Raw genomic sequence first — 12969 nt, 5'->3', positions numbered from 1 at the left:
GTCGCATCGGGCGCGGGCGTCGACGGCTCCGGGGTGGGGGCCGGTCGCGGTGCGGTGATCCGGGTGGCGACCTGGGCCGGGGTCGGGACCTCGGGCCGGGCCGGCGTCGGTGCCGATTCGGCCGGTTCGAGGATGGGAACGATGGGCAGCTCGGGCCGGACCGGCGTCGGTGCCGGGACGGCGGGAACGGTGACGGTTGGGGTCGGCGTCTCGGCGGGTGCCGGGACGGTGCCGGTGGCGGCGGCCGGGGTCCGGCCGCTTTCCCGGCGGATCAGGGCGCGCATGTGCACGGCCAGGCCGGCGACGGCCGGGGGCAGTGCGCCGACGATCGCGGCCATGGCCACGCGCCAGGTTTCGTCGGTGTTGGCGTTGGTCTGGAGCAGGTGGTACGCCGACTGGGCAGCGATGCCGATGCCGGCCGCACCGTAGGTGTTCCTCTTGGCGAATGCGGCGACCCGTGCGGGCACGGGAGCCATCCACAGCACCAGGGCGACGACCACGTAGCCGTCGACCGCGATGGGCATCAGCCAGGCCAGGGCGAGGCTGACCGAGGTGCCGGGCAGGGTGATGCGGGCGGTGAAGCCGGCGAGTTCGGCCAGCGCGATCCAGGTGGAGGCGGACAGGCCGAACGACGCAGCCAGCACCGCCCACGAGGCGATCGACGCCAACCGGGGCTCACCGGCCGCCGGCCGGAGATTGGTCGGGTTGGTGGTCATGCCGTGGCCCTCCCGTTAGCGAGGCCGAACAAGGTCGGTTCCTCACGGGAGGCCGGCGGCGTGGGTAGGGCCGCCCTGCGGGTGGCCGTCCGGTTGCTCCGGGCGGTCTTGAGGTTGTGCAGGTCGGCGAGCTGGTCAGGCGTCAGCACGGAGAGCGCCTGCTTGTCCTCGCCACGTCGCCGGTAGAGCAGGGGGCGAGCCGTGGCGTTGGTCGGGCAGTCCGTCACCCCGTCGGGGTAGCGGAAGCCGCAGCCCGGGCACAGCGACGATGCCGGGCTACCGGGGTGGTGATCGGCGAAAACCTGGGCGAGGGTCGCCACCGTGACGCCCAGTCCGGCGCGGATCATCCGCTCGTCCAGGGCGACGCGGTCGGCGCGGTCGGCGTAGCGCATCTGCACCGCCTGCCGGGACACACCCAGCCGGTCGGCGATCTCCGACCAGGAGTACCGGTACGGAGGCTGGCGCAGACCGGTGACAGCGAGCCGGGTCACGGTGTCCACCTCGGTGGACAGCACCGCGAGGGACCGCAGCGCCTCGATGTCACCGGCAGCGACCCGACGGGCGTACGCCCGCAGGATGCGCCGCACGAACGCGTCGAACTCGGTGGTTTCCACCGACCGCTTGGCGCGCTTGGTGCGACTGCGCGTCAAGCCGGGCTTGACGGTGTTCTTGTTCATGCCGCACCACCGTTGGTGCGGTCCCACGCGTCGGCCGCCGCGTTGAGGACGGCAATGACAGCGTCGGCGGTCTGGCCCTTGGCGTCGTTGAAGTCGTAGGCGTTGTCGAGCCCCTGGTAGTACTGGCCGTCGGAGAACCGGCAGGCCAAGTACCAGTCCAGGTAGGTCAACGCCGCCTCGAAGTCGGCGAACTCCGGGGCATCGAACATCTGGGCCGGGGCGTCGACGGGTCCGCCGTAGCAGACCATGCCGACCGCACCGACCAGGCAGGCCGGGGGAGTGAACGACCCCGACGTGGCGTCGTAGTAGGCGCCCTGGGTCCAGCCGTGGCGGGACAGGTACAGGGCGGCGTCCCGCAGCGTGCGGGCCGGGGTGGTCACCTGCTCGGCGACCGTGTTTTGGGTAGCGTGCATGGCGGCAGCTCCTTCCGGGCTGTTGATGGGGCGGGTCGGCGGCCTCGGGGTGCTTTCTCAGGGCGAATCCCGGTGCAGCCGGCCCGTTCTTATGGCGTTCGGCGCTGGAGACGGACCATCCGCCGCAGGGCCGCGTCGAACTCGGTGACGATCCGCATCAGGTGCGCCCGGGCGTTGGTGTCGCCGGCCGCGAGGTTGATGCGGGTGCGGATCTCGGCGTGCTGGCTGCCGTCGGCGGCCAGCACCCGGGTCAGGACCACCACGCCGTGACCGGGAACCCGTAGGGTCACCGGCTGTGCCCGGTGCTCGCCCAGGCCGCAGGCGTGCCCTCGGGCGCACCAGTCCGGGTGCGGCAGGTGGGAATCGTCCGGGGCGGGCCAGGTTGGCGACGTGGCCGGCCGGGGTCGGATACGGATACTCATGCCGCACGCTCCTTGCGGTCAGCCCGCATGCGGGCGGCGTGGGTGGCGATGCGGGCGCAGGCCGCGTCATCGAGGTAGGCGGCTTTGATAAGTTGCGGGGTGCCGCCCTCGGCGATGAGCAGGCCCACGCCGGGGTTGGTCGGGCTGATCGTGTTGGCCGACCAGCCGCGGTCTGCCCACCCGTGCCCCAGCACGATGTCGGAGGACACGTTGGTGGTGCACCGGAAGGCGCACCGCCAGGCGAACAGGTCCCGCAGGCTCGTCGGGATGATGTCGGACGAGGGGCGTTGCGTCGCCGCGACGACGATGATGCCGACCGCCCTACCTCGGGCCACCAAGTCCCGCAGGAGACCCGCGAAGTCCTCCCGGGTCTTCTTGTCCCCGACGGTGGCCGAGAAGTAGGCGATCTCATCGACGGCGACGAGGATCGGGCTGAACACGTCATCGCGTTGGGTCTTCCGGCGGCCAGCGAATTCCAGGTAGGCGTACCGGTTGTCCATCACGATCTGCATCCGCCGCAGCGTGGCCAGGGCATGCGTGATGTCCGGGCCGACGAACACGTCGGCGCAGCTCTTCCACTGGCCCAACTCGACCTGCTTGCCGTCGAGCAGGCACAGCCGGCAGTCGGGCGACAGGGCTGCGTGAGCCACGATCAGGTTCAGCAGGGTCGACTTGCCGCCGCCCGGTTCCCCACCGATCAACAGGTTGCGGTAGATCAGCGGTACCCGCACCGGGTGGCCGAACTCGTCCACCCCGACGTGCACCGGGTCGAAGATCGACACGGGCGGGTCGGCGGGCATGCCACCCGGTACGGCGGGAACGGTCAGCGTCGACATCAGCCTCCGCTCAGGCCGCCGACGCCGGCGCGGCGGTCGACCAGGGGTCGTCCGCCGGCGTCTCCGGGGTGAACCCGTCCCCGTTGCGGGTGCGGGCCATCTTCTTCACCGTCGCGGTGGCGAACCGCAGCGACGGGCCGACCTCGTCCACGTCCAGGCCGTACGCGGAGCGCTTCTCGCCCTCCTCGTTCTCCCACCGCGACAGCCGCAGCCGCCCGGCCACCACCACGCGGGTGCCCTTGGCCAGGGACTCGGCGATGTGCTCGGCCAGGTCCCGCCACGCGGTGCAGGTCAGGAAGAGCGGGTCACCGTCGCGGTACTCACCCGAGTTGCGGTCGAACACCCGAGGCGTGGACGCCACGGTGAACTTCACCAGCGCCACCCCGGCCGGGGTGAACCGCAGTTCCGGGTCGGCGGTCAGGTTGCCGACCACCGTCACGGTCGTGTCGTTTGCCATTGCGATCTCCTTCGAGATTGATCGAGGTGAACCGTCCTTGTGGCGGTCACCGCACACACCCCGGTCAGGGCGTATGAGTCTTGGTTTCAGCGGCGCGGGTTGCGCTGCTCCGGGGCCGGCTCCGGCACGTCCAGGAGGTCCAGGCCCAGCGGTGGCATGGCCGGCGACACCGGGGCGTCCTCGTCGCGCATCCAGGTCACCAGCGCCGACAGCGGCGATGCCACCAGGCCGGTCAGCGGGTCACGGCGGGTGATGTCGACCCGCACCAGGGCGGCATGCCGGGCCGACGCGCGGACCATCCGCGCCTCACCCGCCCAGCAGGCCACTGCGAGCTTGTCCGCCTTGCCGTCCAGGTCCGTCAGGTCCAGGCCCGGCCGCAGCCACACCCACACCCGCTCCCCGGCCGGCGTCGGCCGCGCCCAGAGGATCAGCGGCAGCCGACCCGGGTGCAGCCGCGACGCGGACCGGATGAACTCCGCGAAGCACAGCCGCAGCCGGTGCCGCACCACTACGCACCACACCCACGCCGACACGCGCCGCCGGAGCCGACCGACGCCGAAGACCACGCCGAGCGCCACGGCCAGGAGCACCAGCGGCACCGCCGGATGCGTCGCCCGAGACAGGTAGGCCATGCCGACGAACAGCGTGAGCGCAGCGACGATCTCGAACGCCCACCACCACAGCACCCGCAGCGCTGGCCACACCCGGACCAGGCATGCGACCACCAGGCCGCACACCCCGCCGGACAGCAACCCGACCACCACCGCGAGCGCCAGCGGCAGCGCCACCGACGTGGTGGCACCCACCACCAGGGCGACGGACGCCGCCACGACGAGGAACGCCACCCGTGCCTTCTGCGCGTACGACCGCGACACCGGCGTCTCCACCAGCGTCACCACACCCACCGGGCGCTCACCGAACATTCCTGACTTCGCCATGCCCAACCTCCCTGCCATGGGACAGCCGTGCGACTCAGTACCGACTCGACCGTACTGACTCACTCGGTACAGGTCAAGGTGACTACGCATCGCGCTGTGTTGATCCCTGGGTGTAAGAGTGCGAGGCTGGGAAGTGCTCTTTCGACCCTCCGACGGGGGTACCCATGATGGGTAGGCCACTGACGGATGTAGATGAGGAGCGACCGACGGGGTGGAGGCGTGCATGTCGCAGCGAGTCAGCGGGGTCGCTATCCCGCGCCATGTCCTGGAGCGCGAGGACATGCGGGCCGCACTCGCGCGGCATGACTTCGGGACAGTGTTTATGCTGGCTCGGAAATGGGCTGGAATCAGCTATTCGAGAATTGCGGAGGCGTGCTCAATCAAAGCTGAAAGAGTCGGCGCGCTCGCCCGTGGACAGGGCAGTATCGCAACATACGAAAAGATCAGCATAATCGCAGATGCGATGCGAATTCCAGGGCATATGCTGGGCTTGGCTCCCCGAGAGTGGGAGGTCAGCCAATTGGTGGCCCAAGATGCCAGAGGTGAGACCGTGAATCGCCGTGATTTTCTGCGCGTATCTGCCGTCGGTGCCGGCACCCTGCTCGGTGCCGTTGACTCCGCTGACCTTTCCTCCGGGCGACGCCTCGGCCAGGAGCTGCCGAAGGTTCTTGCGCGACGGACTGCGCGGCTTCGTCGTCTCGATGACGTCCTCGGAGGAGGCGACACTATTCGCCTTTACCTGTCCGAATACGAGATGACTAAGAAACTCGTAGCGGCCGGCACCTACACGGAGACGGTTCAACAGCAACTGCTCGCAATTCTGGCGGAACAGGCGCAGCAAGCTGGGTGGGCTGCATTCGACGCAGGGAACTTGGACCTATCGAAGCGGCTCTACGGCGAAAGCCACGGGATAGCCAATCAAGCGCGCGCGCCTCATCTCGCCGGAAACGCTCTGGCGTTCCTGGCCTACCAAACCGTAGGCGGCGATCCCCGCGAAGCCGTGGCGATCGCGGAGGCTTCATGCGCCGCAGCCGGTGGCGAAGCCCCGGCCACTGTCAGGGCTCTGCTACACGAGCGTCGGGCCTGGGCACACGCCGTCGTCGGAAACGCCCGCGAGACTGATGCGGCTCTGGCGACGGCGCGCGCCGCCTTGCAGGATCGCAATGCGACGGAAGAACCTGACTGGTCGACATGGGTTGACGACCAGGAGGTGACCATCATGACCGGGCGCTGCTGGGCGGAACTCGGCCGGCCGCTGCGCGCCGTTCCTCTGCTGGAGGACGTACTAGAAGGCTTTGACGACGCCCACGCCCGCGACAAGGCCCTGTACTCGTGCTGGCTGGCGGACGCCTACGCCACGGCGGGGGAGCCGGAGGAGGCCGCACGGGTTGCCGACCGCGTACTGAACCTCTCCGAAGGCGTCGCCTCCGTGCGACCTCGTCAACGTCTCAGCCCGGTCCTGCAACGGTTGAGGGATCACGCTGGCGTGCCAGGAGTGCGAGAGGTGTTGGAGCGCGCCAGGGCGTAGCCCTACGGCTTCACGTCCAGCAGGAGGGTCCGGCTGACCCACGCGGCATACTCGTCCGAACTCATCACGATCGGCACGGCCGCGATCTCGGGGTTCTGCCAAGGGTGATTGTCCTGGAGGAAGGCTTGCAGGTCCTCGAAGCGCTGGGCATGCGTCTTCAGGAGGAGCTGCCACTCTTCGCCGGTGCCGAACTCCCCCTGATGCCAGAAGGCCGAGATGACCGGCCCGACGATCTGCGCGCCGGCCGCAAGCCTCGCCTCCACAACGAGGCGCGCCAGCTCCACGGCCGCCTCACGCGTCTCCACAGCGGTGGAGACCTGGAAGACGGTCCAGGGCTGGTCGTTGCTCGCGTCAGCGGCGCGGCTCCCGAGCCGAGGGCGACCCTCGTGCCACGACATGACCGTGCGCGGGCGCCAGAGGTGGGTGCGACCGAGCGTCTTGTCCGGCTCCGGCATCTGGCCACGGTTCCGGTAGGAACTCACGGTGCCGACCTGGACGCCGAGGTACTCGGCGACCTCCGACGTCGTCCACCACTCCGCATCTGGATCAGGGCTCGTCACGTACGCCATTCTGCCCCCGTTGGACGATCAACGCACCTGTGCATCGCGTCGCCCCTCGGGCGCTTGCTGCCAGCTTGATGCATCGTCTCGCGCCCCCTGGTGACCGTCCGGGGGTGCCGGCTACTGGCACGTGGATGGCACGCGGTCCTGGATCCCACCAAACGCCTCGAAGTAGAGCCGAAGGTGTCTAGGCAATCCGTCGTCGCACATCGTGGTCCGCGTTGGCAATCGTCCGCCTTGCTCTTGAATCGCTCCCTCATGCAAGAGAGGCTTGGGTCTGGCAGGACTGACTACGGCGACGTGGCCGGAGGGGGAGGCTGTGGACCCGATATCGCCCAACCTGATCGCAGGCTTGGCCGTTGAGGCAGTCAAAGGGTTTGTACAGAGGCGAGAGACGCCGGCAAGGACGTCGATTAGAGGTCGACGTCTCACTGATCGGGCGTTCGCGGGAAAGAAGACGCTCCTCCCAATTCTGGCCAAGCTGACAGAGCTAGTTTCACCTGCAGAAGAAATACTTCTCGGGAAGTTCCTGCACTCTTCTGAGTTTCGATCGATCGCTAGGACAACCGCAGTCGCCTGCATCATGGGGAACATAAACGATTTAAGGCCCGCGCTGGATAGCCAGCTGAGCGCGACCCTGACTCTGCTGCTCAATATTCCGGCCTCTAAATCCACCGCAGTGTCCGGCACCATTATCCGCGCTCTCGCTGAACAGTCCACAGCGGCTGTCGACGAATTGCGGCGGTTCGAACCCGAGGAATACACTAATGTGCGGGGACGGGCGGCCATAGAGGTCGCGGGTGGCCGATTGCGATCCGTCTCAGAGCACGCAGAATCTCTGACAGGCATTGAGCCGGCCCAGATGCCCGCCATTCTTAAGTTCATCGAGGACTACCGCCGAGTCGCTCGCGCCGCCAACTCAGAACTTGTGCCGGCGTACTTCGAGACGCAGAAGCGAGTCCCAATCAACGCGATCCACATCGCTCCCCGCTTATCGCCCGACCGCCCAGAGGACTTTGGCATTATTCCTGAGGAAGACGCCGAGACTCATACCGAATATGAAATCGGACTTTCCGTCCTGCTCGGCCGAGGCTACCGGGTCGTCGTATTGGGCGACCCAGGTGCAGGGAAGTCGACACTTTCTCAACGCATAGTATACGATTTGAGCGGCCCTCCGGCCGCAGGTTTCGAGGGAGATAAGGTCCCGTTCGTCGTGACGCTTCGGCGCTATGAGGAACACAAGAGAGCGCGCAGCTCGTCGCTGGTCGAATATCTTGAAGACTCGTTAAACGAAGATCTGCATATAGAGCCTCCTCCAGGTGCCGTCAAATTTCTGCTGGCAACAGGGAAGGCCGTCGTCATATTCGACGGCCTAGACGAATTGCTTGAGACCCACAGAAGACGAGAGATCACAAAGTCCATCGAGGCTTTCGGCTCCACGTACGCTACGACCCATTTGATTGCAACGAGCAGAGTGGTGGGGTATCGAGAGGCAGCCCTCGACCCATCGATATTTCAGGTAGCCACGCTGCGCAGCTTCAACGACGACGACGTAGAGGCCTACGCGAGCAAATGGTTCAAGCTGGACGACCGGTTGACAGCGGCAGAGAAGGTTGCAGTTTCTGCTGCGTTTCTTCGTGAGTCCTCAAGTGTTGCTGACTTGCGATCGAACCCACTAATGCTCGGGCTTCTGTGTAACGTCTATCGCGGGGAGCGGTCTATCCCACAGGACAGAGCAGAGCTTTATGATCAGTGCGCACGAATGCTATTCGAGAAATGGGACGCGAGCCGCGGGATCCGAACGACAAGCATCCTGAAGAAAGATGCGCGGAAGGCTCTTCAATCAATCGCGCTTTGGATCTTCGCGGACTACAACCCTGTCGATGGTGTGCCGGAAGGCCTCCTGAAAAGGAGAATTGCGAAACAGTGGCTGGGCGGTAGGCACGAATCGATTGACGATGCCGTCGATGAGGCGTCCAGCCTGCTAGAGTCTTGGCGTGGGCGGGCCTGGGTCCTTACGGACGTTGGCGTCAACTCTCGTAACGAGCGGCTGTATAAGTTCACTCACCAGACGTTCCTAGAATACTTTGCCGCTCGCGAACTCGTGGTTCGTAACTCTAGCCCGCGACGTCTATGGAAAGTACTCGGTGCAAAAATCAGTCAGGGCGAGTGGGATATAGTCGCCCAGATATCAATGCAGATCCTCGACCAATACTACGGCGACGCGATCGATAAGATGTATGAGTATCTTCTGCAGGACGCCGGAGAGGCGCACGGGCATGAAGCATGGAACTTACTTTCTTTCGCGTCCCGCTACCTTGACGTCCTACTTCCATCAACGAGCATCTGCCGCAAAGTAACTGATGTTGCCATTGAGATGGCCTTGCGGGGGCAGGTAGAAAACTATTTGGAGTTCGCCTCCGATGACGTTTCCAGGCTCGCGGCCGCTGGTGCGGATGCTGACACGGACTATGCGATTGACCTTGAGGTAGAGGACCTCCTGACCCCGCTAGTGACCCTTCTTGTGGCGCACGGGCAGGTATCAACCATTACCCAGGATGAGTTCATACTGCACTTGGAGAGACTCCTCGAATCATCCGACCGAGGAATTTCGGCTGCCGCGTTCACCATGCTCGGTAGCTTTAGCGAGGTCGCGGAGATTGTAGACATAGTAGAAGGCGAGGATCTCCGGTTGGGGACGCCGGATTGGGACCTCTATCGCCCGGTGTTAGACCGGCGCCTGGGCGAGTGGAGTGCGGTGAGTTTCCGGCCTGCATTAGTGGCATTTAAGCATCGACTGATTGACCCGGAGCAACTCGTCTCGTTAGTGCCGTCGACGTCACTGTTCTCTCCCGATCCGGCAATTCTGCATGGCGTCCTTGCATCCCGGGGCAAAAGGGCGGCTGGTCTGCATATCCTGCACGCTTATCTCGGGGATCCCCGGTCAGATTTTACCGAGGAGCAAGCGGCGTCCGCGCTAGCTATTCTCGGCAAGGAACTAATGAAGAAGAAGCCGCCATATACAACTCAGCCGCTCTGGGACGCTCTAGGGCTCAGGGAACTGGTAGTGAAACCCTATTTTCGGACGGATCAATCTGCGGCGGATATTCCGATGCTAGAGGAAGAGCTGCGTGAGCGTGCTGCAGCTCCCGATCTTGCCGTCGCATTCGCCGCGTCGGTTCTGCTCGGTGCGGTTGTCGAGTCGGAAGGCTGGGAACTGCTGGACGAAAGCGACGACCAAATCGCTTTCCTTAATCTGGGACCGCTTCAGGCGCTTGAAATGCTCTTCGTGTGCCGGCTAGAGAGTGGCATGTATTTCGACATGCGCCGGGCGATTGATGGCGCAGGATTTGATGACAAGTCTCGCAGCGCATTGATTGACTGGGCTGAGAGAAAAGTGGGATTTACCGCCAGTCGTCTGGCTGAATCACTCAGCTACCGCTAGGTTCCGAGGCCAGACACCCGTCTGGGTTTTCGCCGGTGAGAACTTTCCATACGTCTTCAAGGCGGCCGCAAGCGGCCGCTGCGCACCGCCCGGGGTCGCCGCGCCTTGCCGCTTCGCTCTCGGCGCGGCGACCCCGGCGGCGCGCGACCTCTAGCAGGCATGCCGGAGCCCGGCGTCCGCCGAGGTACGGCAGACGCCGGGCTCCGGGACCACGCCGATCGCTACGGCGGCGAGCCGCAGTGCGCCGCCGACCGCCCACGGGACGCGGATCGTGCCCGCAGCCGGCCCGCTTCGGCGCCGCAGCCAGATCCGCGTCGCTGCGGCAGATCCGGGCTTCGTCGACCCGTCGCCGCAAGCGCTATGCCTCCGGCGGGTAGGGCCTCCGGCCCTACGACCCGGATCCTGCCTCCGGCGGCAAGGGCTACCCGCCCTTGAACCCGGGCGGCTCCGGGAAGGCCAGCCGATCCGCGGCCACCCGTCGCGCACCGCAGGCAGCCAGACCGCGCCCGCCCGGTCCAGGTCGTTCGTCCGGTGGGGCGCTCCACCTGGACCGGGCGGGCGCGGCCCGGCAGGGCGAAGCCTGCGCGACGGGAAGCCGAGCCACCATCGAGGGATGGGTTGGCCATAGATGCAGTTGATGGCCGATACGGTGATGGTCCACACCGGGGTAAATGTGATGGGGTATCTGGGTTCCGCGGCCGATACCGAACGGAGAGCGGATGCAGGCGCTTCGGCTGGATGTTTGCGATCAGCATGACCGCCGTGGGGTTCGCGACCACGGCGGTTGCCGCTAATCGGGCGGGTTTGGACGCCGAGCCGGCCGTGGGTGTCGCTGCCGTCGTGGCCACGCTGATCTTGACACCGCTGGGTTGGTGGGCATCGCGGTCCGAGCCGGACATCCCGGCGGTGTCGCCAGCGGATCCGGCGCCTGTGCCGGAGACGCCGCCGGGTGACCCGCGTCGGACCCGACCGCAGATCGTCGTCGGAGACCTGCCCGGTGAGGCGGTCGCCTGGCAGGAGCGGATCGAGGTGATGGAGCGGTTGCGGGTGGTCGCCGGCACCGGGCAGACCGCCGTGGTGTGCGCGGTCACCGGGCAGCGGGGAACCGGCAAGACCCAGCTGGCTGCCGCGCACGCCCGGGCGTGTGTCGCGCAGGATTGGCCGGTGGTGGTGTGGGTGGCAGCGGAAACCGTCGGTGGTGTCCTGGCCGGACTCGACGTGGTGGCCGCCGCCGCCGGGGTACGGCCAGCCGACGCCGATCCAGCTGACGGGGCCGCCGCCGCGTTGGCCTGGCTGCGGGTGCATCCCGGGCCGTGTCTGGTGGTGTTCGACAACGCCGTCGACGCCGACCTGATCCGCAAGTGGACAGCCTCGGTCGGTGGCGTGCAGACCGTCGTGACCACCACCGACGCCGCCTTTGACAGCCTCGGCGTGCGAATCGACGTAGACCTGTTCACCGAGTCCGAAGCGGTCACCTACCTGCGGCAGCGGACCGGCTTGGCAGACGACGACGGCGCCGCCCAGCTTGCCGAGCAGTTGGGCTGGTTGCCGCTGGCCCTGTCGCAGGCCGGTGCGGTGATCGGCCGGCAGCGTCGGTACACCTCCTACCGTGCCTACCTGCAGCAGCTGGAACGGCTGCCGATCAGTGACCTGCTGCCCCGGGTCGACGGCGACCCCTATCCGCGGGGTACCGCCGAAGCGATCCTGATCAGCCTGGACGACCTGGCCGCCGCCGATCCCGGCGGCGCCGCCCGTCGGCTGCTGGACCACCTCGCCGTGCTGGCACCCAGCGGCGTCGACCCGACCCTGCTGCAGCACCTGGCCGCCCGGCTCGACAGTGACGGCGGCGGGGACGACGCCGACGCAGTCCGGGCGCTGCTGGCGCAGCGGTCGCTGACCACACCCACCCTTGACCAGGACCGCACCGTCGTGCACCGTCTCATCCAACGAGTCGTGCGAGAACGCTGCCGGCAAGCCGGCGGCCTGGACGCGGTCCTGACGGCGGCAGCCGACGCCGTCCAGGCAGCAGCCGAGCACGCCGGGCAGCGGTGGGACGACCGCACCCTGCTGGTCGAGTACGCCGACCACGCCCAAGCTTTGTGGACCCACCAGGTCGGTGACGCCGCCCGGTCGCGGCTGCTGTCGCTGCGCGGCCGGCTGCTGTACCTGCTCAATGTGGCACACATCTTCACCACCGCCATCGCCGTCGGCCAACCATTGATCGCCGACTGCGAGCGGGTGCTCGGCCCGGACCATCCCAACACCCTGGGCTCGCGCAACAACCTCGCCAGCGCCTACGAGACGGTGGGGCGGTCGGATGAGGCGATTGGCCTGTACCAGCGCACTCTGGCCGACTGTGAGCGGGTGCTCGGCCTGGACCATCCCGGCACCCTGGGCTCGCGCAACAGCCTCGGCTACGCCTACGCGAGGGTGGGGCGGTCGGATGAGGCGATTGGCCTGTTCGAGCGCACTCTGGCCGATCGTGAGCGGGTGCTCGGCCTGGACCATCCCGACACCCTGGGCTCGCGCAACAACCTCGCCTACGCCTACGCGAGGGTAGGGCGGTTGGACGAGGCGATTGGCCTGTCCGAGCGCACTCTGGCCGACTGTGAGCGGGTGCTCGGCTCGGACCATCCCGACACCCTGATCTCGCGCAACAACCTCGCCGGCGCCTACGAGACGGTGGGGCGGTCGGATGAGGCGATTGGCCTGTACCAGCGCACTCTGGCCGATCGTGAGCGGGTGCTCGGCCTGGACCATCCCGACACCCTGGGCTCGCGCAATAACCTTGCCTACGCCTACGCGAGGGTGGGGCGGTCGGATGAGGCGTTTGGCCTGTTCGAGCGCACTCTGGCCGATCGTGAGCGGGTGCTCGGCTCGGACCATCCCGACACCCTGGACTCGCGCAACAACCTCGCCGGCGCCTACCAGAGGGTGGGGCGGTCGGATGAGGCGATTGGCCTGTACCAGCGCACTC

At 66.9% G+C, this 12969-nt stretch carries 10 protein-coding genes and 1 pseudogene; 3 read left to right on the top strand and 8 right to left on the bottom strand.

Annotated elements, in window-relative coordinates:
* The 7 genes and pseudogenes from ACSNN7_RS26820 to ACSNN7_RS26790 form a co-directional block, all read right to left on the bottom strand.
* Positions 1-716, bottom strand: a pseudogene (locus ACSNN7_RS26820) (hypothetical protein); the annotation flags it as partial.
* The gene (locus ACSNN7_RS26815) at positions 713-1393 is read right to left on the bottom strand and encodes a hypothetical protein (RefSeq protein ID WP_436683768.1); all 681 of its coding nucleotides are present in this window, start codon (positions 1391-1393) and stop codon (positions 713-715) included. The gene ACSNN7_RS26815 and the pseudogene ACSNN7_RS26820, both read right to left, overlap by 4 nt.
* A complete protein-coding gene (locus ACSNN7_RS26810) occupies positions 1390-1806 on the bottom strand; it encodes a DUF6197 family protein (protein ID WP_436683767.1) in 417 nt (138 codons plus the stop codon). The genes ACSNN7_RS26815 and ACSNN7_RS26810 overlap by 4 nt, the downstream gene beginning before the upstream one ends.
* An 89-nt stretch (positions 1807-1895) precedes the next feature.
* Complete coding sequence (locus tag ACSNN7_RS26805; RefSeq protein WP_436683766.1) at positions 1896-2228, bottom strand: hypothetical protein; 333 nt, start codon at positions 2226-2228, stop codon at positions 1896-1898.
* On the bottom strand, positions 2225-3064 hold the full coding sequence (locus tag ACSNN7_RS26800) for an FtsK/SpoIIIE domain-containing protein (protein ID WP_436683765.1): 840 nt from the start codon (positions 3062-3064) through the stop codon (positions 2225-2227). Before ACSNN7_RS26800 ends, ACSNN7_RS26805 begins: the two co-directional genes overlap by 4 nt.
* 10 nt (positions 3065-3074) lie before the next feature.
* On the bottom strand, positions 3075-3539 hold the full coding sequence (locus ACSNN7_RS26795) for a single-stranded DNA-binding protein (protein ID WP_112735113.1): 465 nt from the start codon (positions 3537-3539) through the stop codon (positions 3075-3077).
* Between the two features lie 68 nt (positions 3540-3607).
* Positions 3608-4459, bottom strand: a complete 852-nt coding sequence (locus ACSNN7_RS26790; RefSeq protein WP_436683763.1) for a hypothetical protein — start codon at positions 4457-4459, stop codon at positions 3608-3610.
* Between the two features lie 223 nt (positions 4460-4682).
* Here ACSNN7_RS26790 and ACSNN7_RS26785 point away from each other — a divergent pair, with 223 nt between their 5' ends.
* Positions 4683-5987 carry a helix-turn-helix domain-containing protein gene (locus ACSNN7_RS26785; RefSeq protein WP_436683762.1) on the top strand — a complete coding sequence of 435 codons (1305 nt, stop codon included), beginning with the start codon at positions 4683-4685 and terminating at the stop codon, positions 5985-5987.
* A gap of 2 nt (positions 5988-5989) precedes the next feature.
* Here the strand turns inward: ACSNN7_RS26785 and cutA are convergent, their stop codons facing one another.
* Positions 5990-6385 carry a divalent-cation tolerance protein CutA gene (gene cutA / locus ACSNN7_RS26780; protein WP_436683769.1) on the bottom strand — a complete coding sequence of 132 codons (396 nt, stop codon included), beginning with the start codon at positions 6383-6385 and terminating at the stop codon, positions 5990-5992.
* Between the two features lie 481 nt (positions 6386-6866).
* Between cutA and ACSNN7_RS26775 the strand changes: the two genes are divergently transcribed.
* Entirely contained in the window at positions 6867-9992 is a 3126-nt protein-coding gene (locus ACSNN7_RS26775) for an NACHT domain-containing protein (protein WP_436683761.1), read from the top strand.
* A 738-nt stretch (positions 9993-10730) separates the two neighbouring features.
* A partial coding sequence (locus ACSNN7_RS26770) for a tetratricopeptide repeat protein (protein ID WP_436683760.1) occupies positions 10731-12969 on the top strand: 2239 nt, incomplete at its 3' end.

It is taken from the genome of Micromonospora sp. URMC 105 (assembly GCF_051386295.1).
Classification (GTDB): domain Bacteria; phylum Actinomycetota; class Actinomycetes; order Mycobacteriales; family Micromonosporaceae; genus Micromonospora.
The sequence above is the reverse complement of the archived record's forward strand: the minus strand, read 5'-3'. Positions and strand labels throughout refer to the sequence as shown.

Bases quoted from the DNA above. Each gene is read 5' to 3' on its own strand.
- ACSNN7_RS26815 (WP_436683768.1), bottom strand. From the start codon at position 1,393: ATGAACAAGAACACCGTCAAGCCCGGCTTGACGCGCAGTCGCACCAAG.
- ACSNN7_RS26810 (WP_436683767.1), bottom strand. From the start codon at position 1,806: ATGCACGCTACCCAAAACACGGTCGCCGAGCAGGTGACCACCCCGGCC.
- ACSNN7_RS26805 (WP_436683766.1), bottom strand. From the start codon at position 2,228: ATGAGTATCCGTATCCGACCCCGGCCGGCCACGTCGCCAACCTGGCCC.
- ACSNN7_RS26800 (WP_436683765.1), bottom strand. From the start codon at position 3,064: ATGTCGACGCTGACCGTTCCCGCCGTACCGGGTGGCATGCCCGCCGAC.
- ACSNN7_RS26790 (WP_436683763.1), bottom strand. From the start codon at position 4,459: ATGGCGAAGTCAGGAATGTTCGGTGAGCGCCCGGTGGGTGTGGTGACG.
- ACSNN7_RS26785 (WP_436683762.1), top strand. From the start codon at position 4,683: ATGTCGCAGCGAGTCAGCGGGGTCGCTATCCCGCGCCATGTCCTGGAG.
- cutA (WP_436683769.1), bottom strand. From the start codon at position 6,385: ATGTCGTGGCACGAGGGTCGCCCTCGGCTCGGGAGCCGCGCCGCTGAC.